Below are 21803 nucleotides of genomic sequence, written 5' to 3' on the forward strand. Positions count from 1 at the left end.
TTTGAATAGCTTTTTAAGCTGTGGTGGTTTTAGTTACCAGTTATTCTAATAAAGAAAAAGCCCTAACAGTTTGCTGTTAGGGCTTTTGGTTGAGAGTCAATCTGTATTAATTAGCGTGACGCTGTTTAGGTACTTTGATCTTAAACAGCATGGTATAAAGCACAGGCACAACAATCAGGGTCAGCACTGTGGCAAAACCAAGGCCAAACATAATGGTTACCGCCATTGACTGGAAGAACACGTCAAATAGCAGTGGGATCATGCCTAAAATGGTGGTAATCGCAGCCATCGCTACAGGGCGAACACGGCTTACACCAGAATCGAATACCGCTTTATAAGGGTCTTTCCCGCTATCGAGTTCAAGGTTAATTTGGTCAACTAACACAATGCCGTTTTTGATGAGCATGCCGCTTAAACTAAGTAAGCCAAGCAGTGCCATAAAGCTAAATGCTGCATTCATTAGTAATAAACCTGCCGATACACCAATGATTGCTAACGGCACCGTCGCCCATATTACTAATGGTTGCTTAACAGAGTTAAACAGCAGCACTGTGATTGCGAACATGGCTAAATAACCAAGTGGCAATGAACCGAAAATGGCTTTTTGTGCTTTGCTTGACGACTCAAACTCGCCGCCCCATTGCAGTTCATAGCCATTAGGAAGTTTAATGGCTTCTATATCTTTGCGAACACGTGCAAAGAGCTTTGCTGGTGTTTCATCACCAATAACATCGTGGTCGGCCATCACTGTGATAGTACGCTTACGATCACGTCGCATGATCAAGCTGTCTTCCCACTCAACCACAAAGTCATCAACCACTTGTGTAACGGGTACAAACACACCTAACACAGGGCTGTATATTTGTAAGTCACGCAGGCTTTCAACGTTTAAGCGCTCTTCTGCAGGCGAGCGGGCAATAATGGGCAGCATTTGCGTGCCATCTTTATAAACACCCACTTGCTTACCTGATAAGCTGGTTAACAGCAGCTGATCGAGGTCAGATTTGGCAATCCCTAAGCGACGGGCTTTTTGCTCGTTAAACTGAGGACGAATTAACTTAGAGCGTGCTCGCCAATCGTCACGAATGTTAAATGCTCCTGCATCTTGATGCAGAATGTCTTTTGCCTCTTTTGCTAACTGGCGAAGTACCACGGGATCAGCACCAGAAAAACGCGCTTCGATTTTTGCATCAGTTGATGGGCCAATTTCCATACGTTTAACTTTAAGCTGAGCATCAAGTACATGCTCGTGTTGGTAATCACGTACTTTTTTGATCATAGTGGTGACGGCTTCACGGTCTTTTACACGAATAATCAATTGCCCATAAGCTGGGTATGATTTTTCAGGTGCGTAAGTCAGCATAAAGCGAGGCGCACCTTGGCCGACTGTCGTTGTTACTTCTTCTACAAGAGGGTCTGCTTGTAAGAATTTTTCAAGTTTTGCGACGCCATCCATTGTGGTATGAATATCAGCACCTTGTGTATGCCAATAATCAACATAAAACATTGGTGTATTTGATGCTGGGAAAAACGACTGCTTGATAAATTTAAAACCAAACACAGCACTCACTAGCATGATAACCATTAGTAACAATGTGGTTTTACGATAACGCATTGCCGCATGTAACACGCCTTTATAGACATTAAAAATAACACCTTGATAAGGGTCTTCATCATGATGTGGCTGTTTTTCAGTTGCTTGTTTAAACATTAAATCAGCAAAAAATGGCGTTAGGGTGATAGCTGTGATCCAGCTTAATAATAATGAAATAAACAACACCCAGAACAAGCTGCCAGCAAATTCACCACTGGCATCTGAACTCAAACCAATTGGCGCAAATGCCGTAATAGCGATAACCGTCGCACCGAGTAACGGCCACTTGGTTTGATCAACTATGTTAGTTGCAGCTTGCAGTTTTGTTTGTCCGCGCTTGAGGTTTATCAATATACCTTCGGTTACAACAATGGCATTATCAACCAGCATACCTAAGGCAATAATCAGGGCGCCTAATGAGATACGTTGTAAATCTATGGCAAACAATTTCATGAAAATAAAAGTGCCTAATACGGTAAGCAGAAGTATTACACCAATCAATACGCCACTTTTAAAGCCCATAAAAACTAAAAGTACAATAATAACAATGGCAACCGCTTCAAGCAGGCTGATAATAAATCCACTTACTGACTTCTCAACTTCGGCTGGTTGGTTATAAACGCTGTTGATTTCCATACCATGCGGTCGCTGGTATTCGAGTGACGCTAAATGAGCATCAATATTTGCCCCTACATCAACGACGTTTACGCCTGTGCTAAACGACACACCTACCAGTAATGCTTGCTGTTGGTTATAGCGAATAATATTGTTTGGTACTTCAGCGTATTCACGAAATACCTTAGCAACATCACCTAAATAAATAAGTTCATTTTCACCTGGCTTTGAAATAAGAAGATTTTCAAGCTCTTTAACGTCTTTGAATTCACCTGTAGGGTGTAAGCGAATTGACTCATCGCCGACGCGCACCTTACCTGCGTTCGACACACTATTTTGAGTTTGTAAAAGTTGATAAATGCGGTTGGGTGAAATACCTAGCTGGGCAAGTTTACGGGTTGAAATTTCAACCATAACCTGTGCTTGTTGCTCGCCACCAACAGTTACTTTACTAACGCCATCAACCAACACAAGCTCACGTTTTAAATAATCAACGTAATCTTTCAGTTCATCGTAAGAGTAACCATCGCCAGTTACCGCGTACATCACACCGTATACATCACCAAAGTCATCCATAATTTTACTCGGATAAACCCCAGATGGCATTGAGGCTGCTTGGTCGTTGATTTTACGACGCAGTTCGTCCCATATTTGGCGTAAGTCTTGTTTACGATAATTGCTTTTCATCTCGACGGTAATTTGCGATTTACCCGGTGATGAAATACTGGTCACGTAATCAACATACGGCAGTTGTTGAATCGCATTCTCTATGGGAAATGTAACTTCTTCTTCAACCTGTTGTGGCGACGCACCTGGATACAGGGTGATCACCATGGCTTTTTTTAAGGTGAATTCAGGGTCTTCAAGTTGTCCTAAGCCAAAGTAAGCCACTGTTCCGCCAATAAGCAAAAACAGCGCAAACATCCAACTTACCACTTTCCTTTCGATAGCAAGTGCAGCAAAGCTCATTATAAGCCTCGCTCTTTTTGCCAAGGACGAACTTTCATGCCTTCTTCTAAAAAGTTAACCCCTGCAGCGACTATTTTTTGTCCTGCTTTGATACCCGATAATACTTCAATGCTATCACGATGTAGCTGTCCTACTTCTACAGCTTGCTTATGGACAAGGCCACTTTCTTCGTCATAAATCCATACATAACTATTGTTACTTTCAGGCTCGGTTGGCTCAGAGAAAACAGCTTCTACAGGTAATAATGTATAGGGTGATTGTGAGTTGGTGATCTTGCTTAAATCAATATCAACGCGGCCAGTCATACCTTCAAGTAGATTAAAATCTTTAGGAACCGGTAAAGAAAATACCACTTTATAGGTTAGGGTGATTGGATCTGCTTGAGTATCAAATTCTTTCACAGACAGTTTATACGATTTGTTAGGATAGCCATCAAAGACAACATCAGGTTGATATTCAACATCTTTATCGATGCGTGCAATGAGTTTTTCTGGGACTTGAATAACAACATCCATTAAATCACGGGTTTCAAGTCGTAAAATATTCTGCTTGGCTTGAATGTTCTCAAAGTTTTTAACAAACACCTTTGCTACAGTGCCTGCAAACGGCGCACGTAATTCACTGTTATCTAAATTCGTTTTGGCTATCTTTAATGCTGATTCTGCTACTTGCTTGTTAGCAAGGGCTTGGTCTAACTCAGATTGACTGGCGATTGAACGGTCAAAAAGCTTTTGTACACGTTCAAGTTGAGACTCTGCGAGTTCAAAGCGCGCTTTGCGCTCATCATATTGTAGTTGAAAGTCTTCAGGGTCGAGTTTGGCAAGCAGTTGTCCTTTTTCAACATGCTGACCGGCAAGCGCTGGGAACTCAAGTAACTCACCATTCACTCTAAAGGCGAGATATGAACCTTGGTTAGCAACAACTTCAGCTGGAAAACTACGTATAGTTTCATCTGAAAGATTACTTATAGTGAATAATTTTACCGGGCGCACAACTGGCTCAACCTCAGTATTAGATGCCTGCTCAGAACATGCCGCAAGCATCAAAATTAGGCTCGTAGTTATCGCAACGAATGCCAATTTCATTGTCTTCTCCATAGATATGATGCATAAATTAGCTGCAGGATACGCTGCAAACATATAAAATAAAAATTATTAAATTTTAGAAACATCATTAATTTTATTTATGTAGTGGTTTTTATATCATGAACCTAAATCAACTCGTTATTTTAGATGCAATTGTACAGAGTGCTAGTTTGAGCCAAGCCGCTATAAAACTTCATAAAACCCAACCTGCACTAACACTGGCGATAAAAAAACTCGAATCTGAGCTGGGGTTTGAGCTTTTAGACCGTAGCCAGTATCGCTTACATCTTACTGAAAAAGGCCGTATTTTTTATCGTGAGGCACGTCAGTTACTTAACGCAAACAGTGAACTGAGCTCGCTTGCTAAAGAGTTGGCGCTAGGAAATGAAGCTAATTATAAAATTTGCTACGAGCAACTTTGCCACCAACCTAGTTACAATCAAGTCATAAGTGAAACCTTCCAACGTTTTGCTAGTACTGAGTTTAGTATTTCTTCAGGTAAACGCTTTGTATCCCTTGAACAAGTAAACAGTCATCAAGCGGACTTAGGGATTGGGCCTTGGTTTGACCTGTTCCATGCAACAGGGGATCTTGAAAGTTTGCCTATAGGTAAATTTGATATCGGTATAGTCAGCGCACCTAATGTGGTACCTAGTAAAATTAGCTTTGCTGATATTCAAAATTACCCATGCTTGGCTATGTTTGAGAGTGACTTGAGTTTCGATAGTGATAGGTTGTCTTATACATTGGGCTCTGCATTAATGAAAATTGACGATATAACCAGTGTAAAGTCGTTTTTACTGTCTGGTGCGGGTTGGGCGATGATTAGTTTGCAACATTGCCAAGCTGAGATTGAAGCCGGTTTGTTGCAGCAAATAAAAATTACTGACCGTGAACACCAGTTTGGCGCTGAAATACGTGTTTTTAGGCAGCACTCTGTCCATCATGGCCCTGTTGCGAGAGCAATTTGGCAAGATTTTAGCGAAGTCAGCAAACAGTATTTGGAGTCTAGTCGTGCAGCAGGCAACTAAAGAAGATTTAATTTATACTATTATTTGCGCCATTCCAGCGGGAAAAGTAGCCAGTTATGGGCAAGTTGCAAAGCTTGCGGGATACCCTAATAATTCAAGACTAGTGGGGCGGTTATTAAAAGTGATGCCCGAGGGCTCAAGCATTCCATGGCATCGGGTGGTTAATAGCCAAGGTAAAATATCGTTTCCAGAAGGTAGCAATAAACACTTTGAGCAACGACAAAAACTACTCAGTGAAGGTGTTACTTTTAATAAGGCTAAAATTAATATGCGCCTGCATCAATGGGACTAATAAACATACAAACTAATTGATAAGTAATGGCAAACACAGCCAACCAGCACAAATACATGCCAAATTGCATGGCTGTAATGGCGGGTTTTAGCGCTATAAAATACAGTGCCTAAACTGTAGGCAATCCCGCCAGCTAGCAGCCACCATAAAGCGCTCAAATCAAGGTTCAAATAAAGTGGATAAACAAGTGCTAATGCAAACCAGCCCATTAATAAATAGGTAGCGAGTGAGACCTTTTTATTGGTGTTTTTGACTAGTAATTTATACGCAACGCCGCCAAGTGCTAAAGACCAAATAAACACCAAAGCTGCAATTGACCATGCCCCTGATAACGAAATAACCAAATAAGGCGTGTAGGTACCTGCAATAAGCAAGTAAATCGCACAGTGGTCACATTTTTTATAAATGGCCCGTATGCGCTCCTTGGTGCTTGCGTGATACAAAGTAGAAGCTAAAAATAATACTAGTAGGCTTGCTCCATAGACGATGGCACTTACCGTAGCTGATATAACGTTAGATTGTGATATTAAATCCCACAGTACATATACCGCAAACAGGACTCCCATGCCGTGAGTAAGCACGTTAAGTTGTTCTTCTTGGCGTGAGTAGGGGAGTTGTTCTGTCATATCTATCTACTAAAAATGAGTGATTAAAACAGTTTCAGTGTACAAGTGTACGCTGAAGTTGGCAGTGCTTATTTTTTCACTAAATATTGGTCAAAATATCTAAATTGGTTGGTTTTATTAACTAACACTGAATGGGGTTAAAAAATAAATATATTTTTAAATGGTTTAAAATCAATAACTTAAAGTTTATTTTCAGGGTGGCACAACCTTTGATTAAGTAATTACGACTAATTACTTAAAGAGACAAGGAATACCACTATGAATAACTCACTTAAATTAACTACTGCTGCGTTACTTGTATTTGCGTCAACTCAAGCAAGTGCTACTGACTTTGAATTAGATATCAGCAACACAATTACACAATCTGTTAAAAGCTATGTTCAACAAGCAAGTAACGAATTGAAACAAAGCGTAATGAACAGCATTGAGTTTGATGCTCAAAAGTTACTAGATACATACATGAGTGAAGATGCAATTGCTTCGAAAGAAGAAGAGTTAAAAGTTGCTCAAGCTCCTAAAGCAACAAACAAGCAGTAAGGAAACAAGACAATGAGTAGTGAAATCAGCTTATTTTTACTTATGGTTGCACCGGTTTTGAGTTTACTCAGTGCATATGCATCAATCGAATTATTTCGTAACGTTGCGCAATGGTTCAACTTCTAAAGTACAAGTAGATATTAAGATTTCATGAAATATTGATCGGCGGATAGAAAGCGCACGTAATTAAAGGCATGTGGTTTTAGAATAGTAGACTTTATGAAGCGTGCGATTTTTCCTTTACCGGTTTTTATTTTACCTGAAGGGTTCACCAAGCTAAGAATCTTTGAGCAACGTTATTTAACAATGGTCAAAGAAGCTGTGCAAGATAATACAGGTTTTGTGCTTTGCACTTACCAACACGACACAGATCTTAACTTGCCCGAGATAGGTTGTTTAATGCAAATAACCGATTTCAATCAAGATGATAATGGCCAACTATTAATTGATGTTTATGCTGAACATGCGGTTTCTATTCACAACGCTAGTCAGGATAAGCAGCAGCTACGCCATGCTGACATCGAAATAACTACGTCACCTTCGTGGTATGTAAGCACGCCAATTAATGACGAAAACACCTTACTAAGTGACACACTTCGTGCTGTGTTTGCAAATCAGCCTGACTTAGCGGGTCTATATAAAACTCCACAATTTGATAACCTTGCTTGGGTCGCTGCTCGTTGGCTAGAGATCCTGCCTATATCGTTAGTTAAAAAACAACAACTTGCTTATAAATCTAGCTTTGAAAACTTGCTAAGTTTCCTCCATACTCTAATTAACAACGAATTTACTGATTAATGTGATCTAACATCAACTTTTTGGCGTATTACTACAAACGACAATAATTGGATGACATAAAGATGGTAAGTCAACAACTTCAAACAGGTTGTAAACCTAACACAGGTCAATACTCTGCCATGCCAGATACACCAAGCAAAGAGCTTGCTGATGCATTATTTGCTGTTGCTACGCACCGTGATAAACGTGCGTTTGCAATACTTTTCCAATATTTCTCACCAAAAATTAAACGTTTTGGGATAAAGCAATTCGGCTCTGAAGCACAAGCAATGGAATTAGTTCAAGAAACGTTAACCTCAGTTTGGCGTAAAGCACATCTTTACCATAAAGAGAAAGGGGCGGCGACGACATGGGTTTATACCGTGATGCGTAACGCATCTTTCGACATGCTCAGAAAAATGAAGAGCAGTAAAGAAGAGTGTATTAGTGAAGATATTTGGCCTCTAATTGATGAAGCCCAGCCGGGTCAACACGAATTTAGTGACCACTTAGAAGATAAACAAATTAAACAATACCTTGATAAATTACCACTTGCACAACGTGAAGTCGTGCGTGGCGTTTACTTTCAAGATATGTCGCAAGAGCAACTTGCTGAGCATTTAAATATTCCCGTAGGCACAGTGAAGTCCCGTCTTCGCTTAGCCTTGCAGAAGTTACGCAATGAAATGGGAGACCACCATGATTAAGCACCATCCTAGCAACGAATTACTTGCCAAGTTCAGTGAAGGTAATTTACCTGCCACTTTGAGTGTTGCAGTCGCTATTCATGTTGAAATGTGTCCTGTGTGCCAAAAAGAGTTAGCCGCGCTTGAGGCAAAAAATGCTGACGACATATTTATCGAATCTGCTAATGATATGGATGATATGTTCGATAAAACTCTTTTTGATGCCATCATAGCTGACGAGTCAATCGATGAGGTATACGAGCAAGCACAGGTATCGGTTGATGTTAAAGATAAAACCTACACATTACCTAGAGCACTTACGCGTATTGGTCACAGTAACTTTATGCAAATAGGTAAACTTGCCCGCTCTCGCATTGATTTAGACGACGGCCCATTACGAGCAAGTCTATTGCACATTGATGCGGGTGGTGAAATACCTGAGCACACGCATACGGGGTTTGAGCTAACTTTATTATTAGATGGTGAGTTTAGTGATGAAGACGGACACTATGTACCAGGTGACTTTATGATGTTAGATGGTCGCCACAATCACACGCCAAAAACAATTGAAGGGTGCTTGTGCTTTACAGTTGTTAGTAGTGCCCTACACTTCAATAAAGGTATTAGTAAATTACTAAATCCAATTGGTAATCTAATCTATTAGTAGAGTTTATATGCAGCAATCGACAATTAAAATTGGTTTAAGCGCCTGTTTAGCAGGCGACAAAGTTCGCTTTGACAGTGGACACAAAAAATCTAATTTTTGCATGGATGAGTTGGCTAACCATGTTGAGTATAAAAAGTTTTGCCCTGAAGTAGCGGTAGGGTTGCCAATCCCTAGACCAACGATTCGCCAAGTGCGAGTTGGCGACACCATTAAAGTGTGCCGTCCTGATGGTACTGGCGATGTTGGCCCTAAACTAACAGAATATGGTAAACGAGTGGCAACAGAGCAAACCGCTGAGTTAAGCGGCTTTGTGTTTTGTGCCAAAAGCCCTAGTTGCGGTATGGAACGTATTAAAATCTACAACGAAGCGGGTACAGGTAACACCTCAGAAGGTGTCGGCTTTTTTGCAGAGCAAATAATGGCGCACAATCCATTGTTGCCTTGTGAAGAAAACGGTCGTTTAAACGATATGCATCTTCGCGAAAACTTTGTTATGCGCGTTTACACCTACAAGCATTGGCAAACACTATGTGAGCAGCCACTCACAGTTCATAGACTGACCCAGTTCCATGCTCAATATAAGTATTTATTGATGGCACATAATTACGAAGCTTACCGTAGTTTAGGGAATTTACTGGGCACCTTTGATGGTGAAGATATCCAAGCCTTGGCAGATGAATATATTCTAGGGTTAATGACAGCCCTCAAAAAACCAGCTTCTCGCAAAAACAATGCAAATACCTTGATGCATTTACAGGGTTATTTCAAAAAGTCACTTTCTAAAATAGAAAAGCAAGAACTAAGAGATGCAATTGACGAATACCGTAAAGGTCTCGTACCACTTTATGTTCCACTGACATTAATTAAGCATCATTTAAAAGTTCACCCAAATGAATACTTGGCGAAACAAGTTTATCTAGACCCCTATCCGAACGAATTAAAACTACGCTACGGAATTTAATGAACACTTTATTTTGGTTTAGGCGCGATTTGCGCCTTTTTAATAACGATGCACTATATCAGGCAATCGAAAATGGTTGCGAGAATGCAGTTTTTTTTATTACTGAAAAGCAATGGCAAAAACATGATGTGGCAACTATACAGCTTGATTTACTAAAGCGTAGGCTTGGCTTTTTAGGTGAGCTTTTAGCCAGTAAAGGTATTAAATTATATGTCATTGATGCGGTTGATTACGATGGGTGCGTTGAAAAATTAGCGTCATTTTGTGAGCAACATCAGGTAAAAAATGTATACGCTAACAACGAATATGAGCTTAACGAAGTAAACCGTGATAAAGCGTTTTTACAGCATGCTGACAGTAAAAATATTGCTTTTTATGCATACGACGGCGATGTAATTGCGCCACCTGGAAGCATCAAAAATCAAAGCGGCGAAATGTTCAAAGTATTCACGCCATTTAAAAATGCATGGCTAAAAGTTTATCAAGACACCCACTTTTATTTTGCTGAGCCGCCTAAGATGTTCGAGGCCATTGAATGGCAGCCAAATGAGTTATTAGACTCAGACGGCAGCTCAGAAAAATGGCCTGTTGATGATGATACCCTCAGCCACGTTTGCGCGCGCTTTATTGAAGAAAAGCTAGCAACCTATCAAGACCAGCGTGATATCCCAAGCATTAAAGGCACTTCGGGATTAAGCCCATATTTAGCCTTGGGTATTGTTAGCGTTCAGCAATTATTGGCACTTATTCAGCAGCGCCATCCTGATGTACTACGTAGCAGCAAAAGTAACTTGTTTTGTTGGGTTAACGAGTTGATTTGGCGTGAGTTTTACCGTCACCTTATTGCTATTTATCCAAACCTAAGTAAATACGCTAACTTCAATGATAAATACAACGCTGTGAAATGGCGTGATGATGAGAGCGACTTTAAAGCGTGGTGCGAAGGTAAAACAGGCTACCCACTAGTTGATGCTGCAATGAGGCAGTTACTGCAAACTGGTTGGATGCATAATCGTTTGCGCATGGTGGTCGCAAGCTTTTTAACTAAGCACTTATTAATTGATTGGCGTAAAGGCGAGCGCTTTTTTATGCAGCACCTTATAGACGGCGACCTTGCCTCTAACAACGGTGGCTGGCAATGGGCTGCAAGTACGGGATGTGATGCTCAGCCGTATTTTCGAATTTTCAATCCAATCACCCAAAGTGAGCGATTTGATCCAGATGGTGAATTTATCCGTAAATATCTACCAGAGTTGGAAAAAATACCTGCAAAGCAAATCCATTTTCCGCATGATTATTTAGCGAAACAGGGTAAGTCGAGCAGTTATTGGCCAGCAATTGTTGATCATAAAGCCGCGCGAGAGCGAGCGCTAAACGCATTTAAGGTGTGACATGGACAAGGCGATCCTTGATAGATTTATTGATGTTTATCAAACACTCAATAAAGACAATTTACAGCTACTGGATGAAATCTATCATCCAGATATTCACTTTGCAGATCCCTTGCATGCGGTAAATGGTCTTGGCGAGCTACGTGAGTATTTCAAAAACCTCTATGCTAACGTTATATCTTGTGAATTTGTTATTGAAGACAGCTATGTTACTGAAAATACTCAGTGCAAAGATGATACCGCCTTTATCTATTGGACCATGCAATACCGTCATCCCAAGCTCAATAAAGGGCAAGCAATCTCGGTTGCAGGTCATAGCCGTTTAAAGTTTGCTGGTGATAAAATAATTAATCATCGCGATTATTTTGACGTAGGCGCTATGCTATACAGGCATATCCCTGTACTTGGCTCGGCTGTTAAATTTATTGATAAAAGGGCGAGTGCATAATGACAACATTAATTACAGGCGCAACTTCCGGTATTGGCGAGTCATTAGCAAAGCTATACGCAGACAATAATGAGCATGTGATTGCATGTGGCAGGAACACAGAAAAGCTTGCTAAATTGAGCCAACATCAAAACATTGAGTCTTGCCAATTTGATGCAACAGACCTTCAGGATATACGTTCGAGCACAGTCGCCTATACACAATTCGATCGTGTCATTCTAAATGCAGGCAATTGTGAATATATTGATGATGCTCGTAATTTTGATAGCAGTTTGTTCGAACGTGTGATCACCACTAATCTACTCAGTATGGGCTATTGCCTTGAGGCATTACTACCAAAGATAAAACCCGGTGGTCAGCTGGTGATTGTAAGCTCTAGTGTGACTTACTTACCGCTACCGCGCAGCCAGGCTTATGGCGCGTCTAAAGCCGGTGTAAGTTATTTAGCTAATAGCTTAGCGGTTGATTTAAAAGATGTTGATGTGACTTTAGTTCACCCTGGTTTTGTTAAAACGCCGCTGACTGATAAAAACGACTTTCCAATGCCAATGGCGGTGAGTGCTGAAAAAGCGGCAAATTATATTTATAAAGGGGTCGCGAAAAGGCGCAAAGAAGTGCACTTTCCGCACCGTTTTACCTTCATTTTGAAATTTTTAAGAATGCTTCCTACGCTACTTTGGCTGAAGCTTGCAAAAGGATTATCACGTTGAAAAAAGTGGCTGTTATTGGATCTGGCATAGCGGGTTTAAGCTGTGCGCACCTATTGCATAAGCACTACGATGTAACCGTATTTGAGAAAAACGACTACATAGGAGGCCATACTGCAACCATTGACGTAAAGGTTGATGGCGTTGAATACGCTGTAGACACAGGTTTTATTGTATTTAACGACCGCACTTACCCATATTTTGAAAAATTACTTAAGCGTTTGGGTGTCGAGCGTCAGAAAACTCAAATGAGTTTTAGTGTGCATAACGAGCAAACGAACTTTGAATATAACGGTCATACATTTTGGAGCTTGTTCGCTCAAAAGCGTAATATCTTTCGTCCTAAGTTTTGGAAACTCTTAAAAGACATAGTGCGCTTCAATGAAGTGTGTAAATCATTGCATGCACAACAAAACTACAAGGCCAATCAAACATTAGGCGAATTTTTGGATGAGCATGACTTTAACGAGTTCTTTCGATTTCATTATATTTTGCCGATGGGCGCTGCTATTTGGTCAACCAGTATTAAAGAAATGGCACAAGTTGGCGTAGAGTTTTTTGTTAAGTTCTTTTATAACCACGGTTTGCTGGATATCACTAATCGTCCGCAGTGGTATGTTATTCCGGGTGGCTCTCGCGAATACATTAAACCCATGATCCAAGGCTTTGCTGATAAAATTCGTTTAAATAGCAATATCAGCTCGGTATCTCGAAAAGATGACAGTGTTCACGTTCATTTTGATGATGGTCATAGCGAAATATTCGACAAAGTGGTATTTGCTTGCCATTCTGATCAGGCTTTAAAGTTATTACTTGACCCAAGTGAAGACGAAAAGAATGTACTTTCAGCCATTCCTTATACTGCTAATTCAGTGGTTTTACATACTGATACAGCGTTGTTGCCAAAACGCAAGGCAGCTTGGGCTAGCTGGAACTACTTGTTGAATAACAACACAGACAAAGCGGCTGTTGTGACTTATCAAATGAATATTCTGCAAGGTATTCAAAGCGACACGCAATTTTGTGTAACCCTCAACCACCTTGACGGTATCAATAAAGATAAAATTTTACGCGAGTTTACCTACCACCATCCGGTATTTAATAAAGAATCGATTGCCGCACAGCAGCAAAAGTCATTAATCGATGGCAAAAATAATAGCTATTTCTGTGGCGCTTATTGGTATAACGGCTTTCATGAAGATGGTGTAAGAAGTGCGGTCAACGTGGCAAAGCAGCTTGGGGTTGAATTTGAATAGCGCCATTTATGTCGGTGACGTAAGACACCGACGTTTTGCAGTTAAAAAACATCATTTTAAATACCCACTTTACATGATGTGGGTCGATTTAGCTCAGCCTGAAGAACTTAATGACATTCACCCATGGCTGGGCTGTTCAGGCTTTAAACCTCTAAAGTTTAAACAAAGCGATTATTTTAATTTTCAGACAAACATGCAGCTATCAGTACAGCAACGTGCGCTTGCTAAGATAGCTGAATTAGGCGTAAAGCAAACCTTTACTAAAGTGTATATGCTTGGGCAACTTCGTTGTATGGGAATATATTTCAGTCCTGTTAACTTTTTTTTCTACCAAAGTAATGATGGTAATTTCACGCATATGCTTGCTGAAGTCAGTAATACTCCGTGGAATGAACGTCATTATTATGTCGTGCCGCTCGAAAAAAAAGTGAACTTTAAAAAGGTTTTTTCCGTATCACCTTTCATGAACTTAGATATGAACTATCATTGGCATATTAGAATGAATTCTGATAACACCATGATTCATATTGAAAATAAAAAAGACGACACACTCTTGTTTGACGCAACGCTACGTTTACAAAAGCATCCACTCAATAAAGAGAGGATGAGTGCGGTGCTCAAGCAGTTTCCAGCAATGACGTTGAGTATATTCAAAGGTATTTATATTCACGCGCTGAAACTATTTTGTAAACGTGTGCCATTTATTGGTCATTCGGGCAAACAAGAGAATTAAACTAGGTGATGTGATGGAAAAAGTATCAAATTTGACTGAGACTCAAGCAACAGGTTGGGTGGCAAAACTATACAAAAAATTAGTAATAGGTGCATTTAATAGCATCAAAATTGGTCGCATTACTTTAATTGAAGGAAATGACCGTACACAATTTGGTGATACAGCCAGTGATATACACGCCACTGTTACAGTTAACGATGCGGCTATGTACAAATTGTTTGCATTGTCAGGAAGCGTGGGCGCTGGTGAAGCCTACATTCTAGGTTTCTGGGATTGTGATAACCTTACTAAATTAATTGAAATATTTGCCCTAAACCAAGACGAGCTTGATGCTTTTGAGAAAAAATTTGCTTTTTTTAGTGGTATAGCTCATCGCTTAAACCATTTTAGAAATCGAAATTCAGCTCAAGGTTCTAAGAAAAATATCGCAGCGCATTATGACTTAGGTAACGACCTTTATAGTGCGTTTTTAAGTGATGAAATGTTGTATTCATGTGCCGTGTACCCTTCAAAACAAGCCACTCTTGAACAAGCCCAAGATCACAAACTGGCATTAATTTGTGAGCAAGTTGATCTACAACCAGGAGACTCAGTTATTGAGATTGGCACAGGTTGGGGCGCCTTTGCGATATACGCGGCAACGCATTTTGACTGCCATGTAACGACTACAACTATTTCAGATGAGCAATATGCCTATGTTGAAGAAAAAGTTAAAGAGCTAAATCTTGAGCATAAAATCACCTTATTAAAGCAGGATTACCGTCTCTTAGAGGGCAAATACGACAAGCTCGTGTCTATTGAAATGATTGAAGCTGTTGGGCATGAATATTTACCAGGCTTTTTTGCCAAATGTCACTCTTTGTTGAAAGACAGCGGCGCAATGCTGATCCAAGCCATTACCATTGCTGATCAACGTTATAGTCATTACCTGAAAAACTCTGACTTCATTCAGCAGTATATCTTCCCGGGTGGTTGTCTCCCTTGCTTAGACGAAATGAATAAGCAAATTAAACAGCAAACTGACATGGTGGTACATAGTGTAAAAGATATTGGTGTTCACTATGCAAGAACATTGGCTGATTGGCGAGAGCGCTTTGTTGCCAGCTGGCCTGAAATTGATAAAGTTAAGTTTGATCAGCGCTTTTATCGTTTATGGTTGTTTTACCTAGCCTATTGTGAAGGTGCATTTAGAACTCGTGCAATAAGCACTGTGCACCTCGTAGCCCGTAAACCGCGATTTGGACACTCTGACGATGGCATTGCGCTCGATTATTAATTTCGTGTTGTTTCAAGGAGTATGGTTTAGTGCCTTACTCCTTGAGCGCGATGCGGTAATCCCTGCCTCTTTTATTATTTGTTTAATGCTTTTTTTATCAGAGCAACGCAAGCAAGACATACTGCTTTTAGCATGTGGTCTACCAATTGCGCTGGGCTATGAATGGCTTGCAAGTGGTTTTGAGCTAATTAATTATAAAGTATCTCCATTGCCTCTATGGCTCGCTTTTCTTTGGGCTGCACTATTACTTACCATTAATACGTTTATGCAGTTTTTGCAAAAGCTTCCTTGGTATTTCGCTTGGTTGGTTTGTTTAGCCTTTGCTCCGGCTAGCTATTATGCAGGTATACGATTTGGTGTATTAAGCACGGATCTGACTGTTGTAAGTTTTTGGCTGTATTACGGTTTAGGCTGGGCAACGATGTTTGTATGCATTATTACCTTTAATAAGCGTTTTTTAGCCGCTAAATGATCAGTTAGTGATGGTTTTACGTAACATTGCATAACTAGTTTTTTAGGATAAGACGATGAAACAGTGTATGACTATAGCGGCATTTATGTGCTCATTGTTTATGGCAGATGTTGCTGCAAATGGTTTTAAAACCGTTGGCCAAGCTAAAATGGAGTATTTATTTTGGGATGTTTATAACGCCAAACTTGAGACTCCCAACGGCACTTACACATTCGGTCAACACCCTAGTAAATTAACACTTACCTATTTGCGTGATTTTAAAGCCAAAGACATTGTTAAAGCCACTAACGAGCAATGGCAGCATTTAGGCTTAGATGAAATGGTAGGGGCTTACGACAAACAGCTGTTGGACTTATGGCCCGATATTTCTAAAAACGATTCATTAACGTTTCAAACAAATGAGCAGGCAATAGGGACCTTTTACTTTAATGGCAAGGCACTTGGACAGATAAATGATGACAAGTTTGCCGATAACTTTTTAGCAATCTGGCTAAGCGCAGAGACTTCTGAGCCATCACTACGCAAACAGCTTATTGGAGGGAAACATGATTAAACTCAAAGCAATCCTTATTTTAGCTATGGTAATGTTAATTACCAGCTGCTCTGCGCCCGATGTTGATTATTATCGAGGTACAGAACCTGAATTTAACTTTAAGCAGTTTTTTAGTGGTGAGCTAAAAGCCTATGGGGTAGTACAGGACCATAAAGGCGAATTAACTCGTAAGCTGGTAGTCGACATGCAAGCAAGCTGGGATGGCAACAAAGGCGTGATTGACGAGCAATTTGTTTATGATGACGGTGAAACGCAAACACGTGTTTGGTACATCACCATTAATGATGATGGCAGTATAACAGGTACGGCATCAGATGTTATTGGCGAAGCAAAAGGTGAAAGTAATGGCAGTGTGTTCCATTGGACATATTCTGTCGAGCTTCCATATGATGATAGTACTTTAGTGGTAAATTTCGATGATTGGATGTACTTGGTAACACAATCACGCTTGATAAACCGCACTGCTATTGATAAGTTTGGCATCGAGGTCGGGGAAGTAACCTTAGTTATCGAGAAAATCGAGTAATCGTTTAATTACCAGAAAACTTCGCGATGTTGATTAAATTAAGTCTTTATTAATATTAACGTCGCTAACCTCGTTTTTGATAGTTAAATAGTAGTCATTTTTGAACAAATTACGTAAAAATAGCAATTTGCTGTTGCTAACTTCTCAAAAATGCATAAAGATAGGTTTTGCGAAGGCAAAATAATAACGAATAGGAATCTAACAATGAATAAAGCTCAATTAGTTGAAAAAATTGCTACTGATGCAGAAATCTCAAAAGCGGCAGCAACGCGTGCACTAGATGCATTCACTGGCGCAGTTACTAATTCTCTTAAAGAAGGTAACTCAGTAGCATTAGTTGGTTTCGGTACTTTCTCAGTAAAAGAGCGTGCAGCGCGTACTGGCCGTAACCCACAAACTGGTGCAGAAATTCAAATCGCAGCAGCAACTATCCCAAGCTTTAAAGCGGGTAAAGGTCTTAAAGACCAAGTTAATCCATAATTGGGTAACTAGGTTTATATTGAAAAAAGGGCTTATAGCCCTTTTTTTGTATTTGTTATATTTGAATCGAAGTGGCGAAAAAGGCTTATGCCTTTAACGCTTTATCACCACGACCAATACCAACCGCGCCAGAGCGAACTACTTCAATCAAATCACTTTCATGACGTAATGTATCAAGGAAGGATTCAACCTTCTCTGTGCTCGCTACAAGCTGCAGAGTATAGCTGTGACGGCCCATATCTAAGATAGCCCCTTGGAATACATCAACAACTCGAGTAACAGCAGCACGTGTATTCTCATCTTGTGCGAATACTTTAACTAATAACAGTTCACGCTCAATATGTGCCATCTCAGTTAGATCGATAATTTTTAGTACATCGACTAGCTTATTAACTTGTTTGGTGATTTGCTCAACAATACGATCATCACCCATGGTGGTAATGGTAATTCGTGATAATGAATGATCGTCAGTTGTACCAACAGTCAAACTGTCGATGTTATAAGCGCGTTGTGAAAATAAGCCAACAATGCGCGATAGTGAACCAGGTTCGTTTTCTAATAAGATTGATAAAATACGGCGCATTATGCTTTTACTCCTTTACGTAACCACATATCATCTACAGCCCCTAGCTTAATTTGCATTGGGTAAACATGTTCTTTTTCATCAACACAGATATCTAAAAATACCAGTCTGTCGTTTATCGACATGGCTTTTTCAATAGCAGGCTGTAGTTCATCAATATGATCAACGCGAATACCTACATGGCCATAGCTTTCTACTAATTTTACGAAATCAGGAAGTGATTCCATGTAAGAAGATGAGTGACGTCCTGAATACATCATATCCTGCCATTGACGTACCATGCCCAGTGAGCGGTTATTCAACGACACAACCTTTACTGCTAAATTGTATTGTAAGCATGTTGATAGCTCTTGAATGTTCATTTGGATTGAACCATCACCAGTTACACAGATTGACTCTTTGTCAGGAAAAGCAAGCTTAACGCCCATTGCCGCTGGTAGACCAAAACCCATGGTGCCTAAACCACCAGAATTAATCCATTGGCGAGGATGTTTAAATGGATAATATTGAGCTGCAAACATTTGATGCTGGCCTACGTCAGAGCTGATGTAAGCATCGCCATTGGTTGCTTTGTAAATTGCCTCGATAACTGCTTGTGGTTTGATTTTATCGCCATCTGTGCTGTAGCTAAGGCATTTTTGCTCACGCCAGCTGATGATTTGTCGCCACCAATCTTCTTGCGCAGAACGGTCTATCGATATTGAGCTCTTATCAATAGCCGCTTGTAATTGTTCGAGTACGGTCTTTAAGCAGCCAACAACCGGGATATGCGCTTTAATTGTTTTAGAGATTGAAGTTGGATCGACATCAACATGTACTATGGTTGCATTTGGGCAGAATTTTTTAACGTTATTCGTAACCCGATCATCAAATCGTGCACCTAGCGCTAAGATCACATCCGCGTTCGCCATGGCTTTATTTGCCTCAAGGCTACCATGCATTCCTAACATGCCAATAAAGTTAGGGTGAGTGCCGCTGATACCGCCTAGGCCCATTAAGGTGTTAGTGATTGGTGCGTTTAATGATTCAACCAAGTGCGTTAGTTGCTCAGAGGTATTTGATAAAATAATACCGCCACCAGAATAGATCACTAATTTCTTCGCTTCTAAAATTGCTGTGACAGCTTTACGAATTTGTTTTGAATGACCTTTGGTATTTGGATTATAAGTACGTAGTTCAGTTGTTTTTGGAAACTCAAAAGGAAACTTAAGCTCAGGGTTTAACATATCCTTTGGTAATTCAACCACAACTGGGCCTGGGCGTCCGGTGCTCGCTAAGTAAAATGCTTTAGCTAAAATAGTAGGGATATCTTTAGCGCTGCGACAGTTGTAACTGTGTTTAACGATTGGACGAGAACAACCAACAATATCTGTTTCTTGGAAAGCATCGTCACCAATTAAACCTGTAGGCACTTGCCCAGAAAGCACCACCATAGGAATAGAATCCATATAAGCGGTTGCAATACCCGTAATACAGTTTGTTGCACCCGGACCTGAGGTGGCAAGAACAACACCAACGTCACCTGTTGCTCTGGCATAGCCATCGGCCATATGTGTTGCGGCTTGCTCATGTCGAACTAAAATATGCTCAATATCTTCTTGCTGAAATAATGCGTCGTATAAATCAAGTACAGAACCACCAGGGTAACCAAAAATATACTTTACATTCAATTCTTTAAGTGCCCGAACAACTAGTTCGGATCCATTGTATTCTGTTGTACTCATCCTCATTCCTCTGTGTGTGCAAGCATAAATGCATAAAAAAACCCCCGCATAGGGCGGGGGTTTTTTAAAAAGCGTGCTTTCACCTTTTAATAGACTCCCGCTGGGCTTGTTACTAAGACCAGTACGAGTACATTGACGACTAAAAGGTGACGGCTAATATTCATTGTTTATTAATTTCTTCTAAAAATCACAGCCGACTAGAAGGCTGTTGTTTAAAAAATGTTAGATGTATTTTTAAGTGTTTTAGAAACTGATGTCAACCGCAAAAGTGTTATTTTGCATTAATTTTTCTATATTTTCATTTTTGTATGTTTTTATTGCAAATTAAAGTGTGGTTTTATGTTTTTGCAGGTGTAACTATGCATTAAATTGATTGTGTGATGAATGTTGAGCTTTGCATATAGATAATGCGTACTTATCACTGATACGCATAACTTAGCCTAGTAAAATCCACTTTTTAAACTCTTTTAATAAGACACCCACTTTAACTTTTACTTACAGCCAATACGCGACTTAACTAAACAAGACACCCAGTTTTATTTTTCAATCGTAATTAACAATCTATATGGTCTTTAACTAAAAGAGCGTGTGGATATTAAGGTATGAATAATATTTGCCCACTAAAATGCAAATTAACACTAAAAATGATGGATTTGGTTTATTCTTGGACAATTTGCTAAGCATTAGTTGTAAAGAGTGCTTACCTCAGGTTTGCAACGAGGTTGTGCTCATTAATTATATTCTGGAGGTTTAATTTATAATTAAGCAAATAAAGCTAAGCTGTTAGTAATTGAGCTTCTTCGCTTTCGTTTCATGTTATTTGCATAAGCCGTGATAGCTTGCTCTTTACCTGCAGTATTTTTAAATGAGCGGGTAAAGGAAGTGGTAAGTGTAAGCCAATTATCAGAGCAGATATTTAATCTTTCTAATATAGGTGCTGCATCTAGGGGGATTACACCAGGTTTACCTTCTCTTATAGAATGGCCAGTCCAATCAATAAGTTGTAAATAGGTTTTAAGTTCAAATGGGAGTCCTTTAGGCATATGTTTGCGTAGTTTACCTGCAAAGCGCATAAGTGTTTTCGGTTGCTTTGCTTTTTGAGCTGACTCAATACGTGATTTTATACTGGTGTAGTCTGATTGCTCTGGTAAATTAGCTGCTTTTGCTCTCACAGGGTTCAAGTCAACATAAGCAAGGCAAGCTGCAAGTGCTGCGTCATCAAGCAAGGCTTGCGATTTAAAGCGACCTTCCCAAAAGCGCCCTTTGCAATCATCTTCTTGATTCGCTTTTCGCGCGATGCTCTCATTTAGAACACGCATAAACCAACTAATACTACTTAGCCTTTCTCGATATAAATTAACTCTGTCATTAACCGCCGAGAGCTCTGCTTGTGTTAGTAATTCGCCATTTAAGAAGCGTTGGCATAGGAATGTACTGTTGAATAACTTGTGCCACCTAATCAAAATAGCTTTATTACTTAAACGCTTCGCTTTTGCTATATCAATGTGCAGAACCAGATGTGTGTGATTACTCATTACTGCGTAGGCGCAAATATCAATACAAAATATCCGACCAAGTTGAAGTAGTTTCTTTTCAACCCAATCCCGCCTATGTTCATATGAGCGGCCTGTTAGTGGATCATGCCCACACAAAAAAGCGCGACGAACGCAGCGTGAAATACAGTGATAATAGGGTGTGTTTGAAACGCTAATTAAGTTTCTGCGAGGGGTTGCCATGTTCTTCTCCTCCATGAGTGAACTATGTAAGTTTAGTCATAATTTTGAGAAGTGAGAACTATTAAGTTGGGTGTCTAG

Annotated in this window: 23 protein-coding genes; 17 read left to right on the forward strand and 6 right to left on the reverse strand. The window is 40.0% G+C overall.

The features are described from left to right. Positions 1–106: 106 nt before the first annotated feature. Both QL229_RS08685 and QL229_RS08690 read right to left on the reverse strand, forming a co-directional pair. Positions 107–3178 carry an efflux RND transporter permease subunit gene (locus QL229_RS08685; protein WP_135926367.1) on the reverse strand — a complete coding sequence of 1024 codons (3072 nt, stop codon included), beginning with the start codon at positions 3176–3178 and terminating at the stop codon, positions 107–109. Beyond that, positions 3178–4263 carry an efflux RND transporter periplasmic adaptor subunit gene (locus tag QL229_RS08690; protein ID WP_135926368.1) on the reverse strand — a complete coding sequence of 362 codons (1086 nt, stop codon included), beginning with the start codon at positions 4261–4263 and terminating at the stop codon, positions 3178–3180. Before QL229_RS08690 ends, QL229_RS08685 begins: the two co-directional genes overlap by 1 nt. A gap of 119 nt (positions 4264–4382) precedes the next feature. Between QL229_RS08690 and QL229_RS08695 the strand changes: the two genes are divergently transcribed. Then, positions 4383–5294, forward strand: a complete 912-nt coding sequence (locus tag QL229_RS08695) for a LysR family transcriptional regulator (protein WP_135926369.1) — start codon at positions 4383–4385, stop codon at positions 5292–5294. Then, positions 5278–5586 (forward strand): MGMT family protein, encoded by a 309-nt coding sequence (locus QL229_RS08700; protein WP_235403764.1) that lies wholly within the window; start codon positions 5278–5280, stop codon positions 5584–5586. The genes QL229_RS08695 and QL229_RS08700 overlap by 17 nt, the downstream gene beginning before the upstream one ends. Here the strand turns inward: QL229_RS08700 and QL229_RS08705 are convergent. Further along, the gene (locus QL229_RS08705; protein WP_138557715.1) at positions 5583–6212 is read right to left on the reverse strand and encodes a hemolysin III family protein; all 630 of its coding nucleotides are present in this window, start codon (positions 6210–6212) and stop codon (positions 5583–5585) included. The genes QL229_RS08700 and QL229_RS08705 overlap by 4 nt on opposite strands. Before the next feature lie 258 nt (positions 6213–6470). On the opposite strand from QL229_RS08705, the gene QL229_RS08710 reads away from it, so the two are divergent. The 15 genes from QL229_RS08710 to QL229_RS08780 all read left to right on the forward strand — a co-directional run bounded on the left by QL229_RS08710 (position 6471) and on the right by QL229_RS08780 (position 17682). After that, positions 6471–6749 (forward strand): hypothetical protein, encoded by a 279-nt coding sequence (locus tag QL229_RS08710; RefSeq protein ID WP_135926372.1) that lies wholly within the window; start codon positions 6471–6473, stop codon positions 6747–6749. Between the two features lie 219 nt (positions 6750–6968). Further along, positions 6969–7547, forward strand: a complete 579-nt coding sequence (locus QL229_RS08715; RefSeq protein WP_135926373.1) for an LON peptidase substrate-binding domain-containing protein — start codon at positions 6969–6971, stop codon at positions 7545–7547. A 62-nt stretch (positions 7548–7609) separates the two neighbouring features. Further along, on the forward strand, positions 7610–8233 hold the full coding sequence (locus QL229_RS08720; RefSeq protein ID WP_135926374.1) for a sigma-70 family RNA polymerase sigma factor: 624 nt from the start codon (positions 7610–7612) through the stop codon (positions 8231–8233). Then, positions 8226–8876 carry a ChrR family anti-sigma-E factor gene (locus QL229_RS08725; protein WP_135926375.1) on the forward strand — a complete coding sequence of 217 codons (651 nt, stop codon included), beginning with the start codon at positions 8226–8228 and terminating at the stop codon, positions 8874–8876. Before QL229_RS08720 ends, QL229_RS08725 begins: the two co-directional genes overlap by 8 nt. A 10-nt stretch (positions 8877–8886) precedes the next feature. Further along, positions 8887–9840, forward strand: a complete 954-nt coding sequence (locus QL229_RS08730) for a DUF523 and DUF1722 domain-containing protein (RefSeq protein ID WP_135926376.1) — start codon at positions 8887–8889, stop codon at positions 9838–9840. Next, positions 9840–11231, forward strand: a complete 1392-nt coding sequence (phrB, locus tag QL229_RS08735; protein WP_138557714.1) for a deoxyribodipyrimidine photo-lyase — start codon at positions 9840–9842, stop codon at positions 11229–11231. Before QL229_RS08730 ends, phrB begins: the two co-directional genes overlap by 1 nt. 1 nt (position 11232) lies before the next feature. After that, a complete protein-coding gene (locus tag QL229_RS08740) occupies positions 11233–11679 on the forward strand; it encodes a nuclear transport factor 2 family protein (protein ID WP_138557713.1) in 447 nt (148 codons plus the stop codon). Further along, positions 11679–12389, forward strand: a complete 711-nt coding sequence (locus QL229_RS08745; protein WP_281546770.1) for an SDR family NAD(P)-dependent oxidoreductase — start codon at positions 11679–11681, stop codon at positions 12387–12389. The genes QL229_RS08740 and QL229_RS08745 overlap by 1 nt, the downstream gene beginning before the upstream one ends. Next, positions 12386–13642 (forward strand): FAD-dependent oxidoreductase, encoded by a 1257-nt coding sequence (locus tag QL229_RS08750; protein ID WP_281546771.1) that lies wholly within the window; start codon positions 12386–12388, stop codon positions 13640–13642. Before QL229_RS08745 ends, QL229_RS08750 begins: the two co-directional genes overlap by 4 nt. After that, the gene (locus QL229_RS08755; protein WP_138557804.1) at positions 13635–14375 is read left to right on the forward strand and encodes a DUF1365 domain-containing protein; all 741 of its coding nucleotides are present in this window, start codon (positions 13635–13637) and stop codon (positions 14373–14375) included. The genes QL229_RS08750 and QL229_RS08755 overlap by 8 nt, the downstream gene beginning before the upstream one ends. 13 nt (positions 14376–14388) lie before the next feature. Next, positions 14389–15651, forward strand: a complete 1263-nt coding sequence (locus QL229_RS08760) for a cyclopropane-fatty-acyl-phospholipid synthase family protein (protein ID WP_138557712.1) — start codon at positions 14389–14391, stop codon at positions 15649–15651. Next, on the forward strand, positions 15629–16123 hold the full coding sequence (locus QL229_RS08765; protein ID WP_281546772.1) for a DUF2878 family protein: 495 nt from the start codon (positions 15629–15631) through the stop codon (positions 16121–16123). Before QL229_RS08760 ends, QL229_RS08765 begins: the two co-directional genes overlap by 23 nt. Before the next feature lie 55 nt (positions 16124–16178). Further along, complete coding sequence (locus QL229_RS08770) at positions 16179–16676, forward strand: chalcone isomerase family protein (RefSeq protein WP_235383434.1); 498 nt, start codon at positions 16179–16181, stop codon at positions 16674–16676. Then, positions 16669–17202, forward strand: a complete 534-nt coding sequence (locus tag QL229_RS08775; protein ID WP_138557710.1) for a DUF3833 domain-containing protein — start codon at positions 16669–16671, stop codon at positions 17200–17202. Before QL229_RS08770 ends, QL229_RS08775 begins: the two co-directional genes overlap by 8 nt. Positions 17203–17406: 204 nt before the next feature. After that, positions 17407–17682 carry an HU family DNA-binding protein gene (locus tag QL229_RS08780; protein ID WP_036972004.1) on the forward strand — a complete coding sequence of 92 codons (276 nt, stop codon included), beginning with the start codon at positions 17407–17409 and terminating at the stop codon, positions 17680–17682. 85 nt (positions 17683–17767) lie between these two features. Here QL229_RS08780 and ilvN read toward each other — a convergent pair whose 3' ends face one another. The 3 genes from ilvN to QL229_RS08795 form a co-directional block, all read right to left on the reverse strand. After that, positions 17768–18265, reverse strand: a complete 498-nt coding sequence (gene ilvN, locus QL229_RS08785) for an acetolactate synthase small subunit (protein ID WP_135926385.1) — start codon at positions 18263–18265, stop codon at positions 17768–17770. Next, positions 18265–19989 carry an acetolactate synthase 3 large subunit gene (locus QL229_RS08790; protein ID WP_135926386.1) on the reverse strand — a complete coding sequence of 575 codons (1725 nt, stop codon included), beginning with the start codon at positions 19987–19989 and terminating at the stop codon, positions 18265–18267. Before QL229_RS08790 ends, ilvN begins: the two co-directional genes overlap by 1 nt. Positions 19990–20750: 761 nt before the next feature. Continuing rightward, complete coding sequence (locus QL229_RS08795) at positions 20751–21725, reverse strand: transposase (RefSeq protein ID WP_235383435.1); 975 nt, start codon at positions 21723–21725, stop codon at positions 20751–20753. Positions 21726–21803: the final 78 nt, after the last annotated feature.

Source organism: Pseudoalteromonas sp. PAR1 (assembly GCF_947311895.1).
Classification (GTDB): domain Bacteria; phylum Pseudomonadota; class Gammaproteobacteria; order Enterobacterales; family Alteromonadaceae; genus Pseudoalteromonas; species Pseudoalteromonas lipolytica_C.

Bases quoted from the DNA above. Each gene is read 5' to 3' on its own strand.
- QL229_RS08740 (WP_138557713.1), top strand. From the start codon at position 11,233: ATGGACAAGGCGATCCTTGATAGATTTATTGATGTTTATCAAACACTC.
- ilvN (WP_135926385.1), bottom strand. From the start codon at position 18,265: ATGCGCCGTATTTTATCAATCTTATTAGAAAACGAACCTGGTTCACTA.
- QL229_RS08765 (WP_281546772.1), top strand. From the start codon at position 15,629: ATGGCATTGCGCTCGATTATTAATTTCGTGTTGTTTCAAGGAGTATGG.
- QL229_RS08705 (WP_138557715.1), bottom strand. From the start codon at position 6,212: ATGACAGAACAACTCCCCTACTCACGCCAAGAAGAACAACTTAACGTG.
- QL229_RS08730 (WP_135926376.1), top strand. From the start codon at position 8,887: ATGCAGCAATCGACAATTAAAATTGGTTTAAGCGCCTGTTTAGCAGGC.
- QL229_RS08715 (WP_135926373.1), top strand. From the start codon at position 6,969: ATGAAGCGTGCGATTTTTCCTTTACCGGTTTTTATTTTACCTGAAGGG.
- phrB (WP_138557714.1), top strand. From the start codon at position 9,840: ATGAACACTTTATTTTGGTTTAGGCGCGATTTGCGCCTTTTTAATAAC.
- QL229_RS08720 (WP_135926374.1), top strand. From the start codon at position 7,610: ATGGTAAGTCAACAACTTCAAACAGGTTGTAAACCTAACACAGGTCAA.
- QL229_RS08745 (WP_281546770.1), top strand. From the start codon at position 11,679: ATGACAACATTAATTACAGGCGCAACTTCCGGTATTGGCGAGTCATTA.
- QL229_RS08685 (WP_135926367.1), bottom strand. From the start codon at position 3,178: ATGAGCTTTGCTGCACTTGCTATCGAAAGGAAAGTGGTAAGTTGGATG.
- QL229_RS08770 (WP_235383434.1), top strand. From the start codon at position 16,179: ATGAAACAGTGTATGACTATAGCGGCATTTATGTGCTCATTGTTTATG.
- QL229_RS08725 (WP_135926375.1), top strand. From the start codon at position 8,226: ATGATTAAGCACCATCCTAGCAACGAATTACTTGCCAAGTTCAGTGAA.
- QL229_RS08710 (WP_135926372.1), top strand. From the start codon at position 6,471: ATGAATAACTCACTTAAATTAACTACTGCTGCGTTACTTGTATTTGCG.
- QL229_RS08775 (WP_138557710.1), top strand. From the start codon at position 16,669: ATGATTAAACTCAAAGCAATCCTTATTTTAGCTATGGTAATGTTAATT.
- QL229_RS08780 (WP_036972004.1), top strand. From the start codon at position 17,407: ATGAATAAAGCTCAATTAGTTGAAAAAATTGCTACTGATGCAGAAATC.
- QL229_RS08695 (WP_135926369.1), top strand. From the start codon at position 4,383: ATGAACCTAAATCAACTCGTTATTTTAGATGCAATTGTACAGAGTGCT.
- QL229_RS08690 (WP_135926368.1), bottom strand. From the start codon at position 4,263: ATGAAATTGGCATTCGTTGCGATAACTACGAGCCTAATTTTGATGCTT.
- QL229_RS08790 (WP_135926386.1), bottom strand. From the start codon at position 19,989: ATGAGTACAACAGAATACAATGGATCCGAACTAGTTGTTCGGGCACTT.
- QL229_RS08760 (WP_138557712.1), top strand. From the start codon at position 14,389: ATGGAAAAAGTATCAAATTTGACTGAGACTCAAGCAACAGGTTGGGTG.
- QL229_RS08795 (WP_235383435.1), bottom strand. From the start codon at position 21,725: ATGGCAACCCCTCGCAGAAACTTAATTAGCGTTTCAAACACACCCTAT.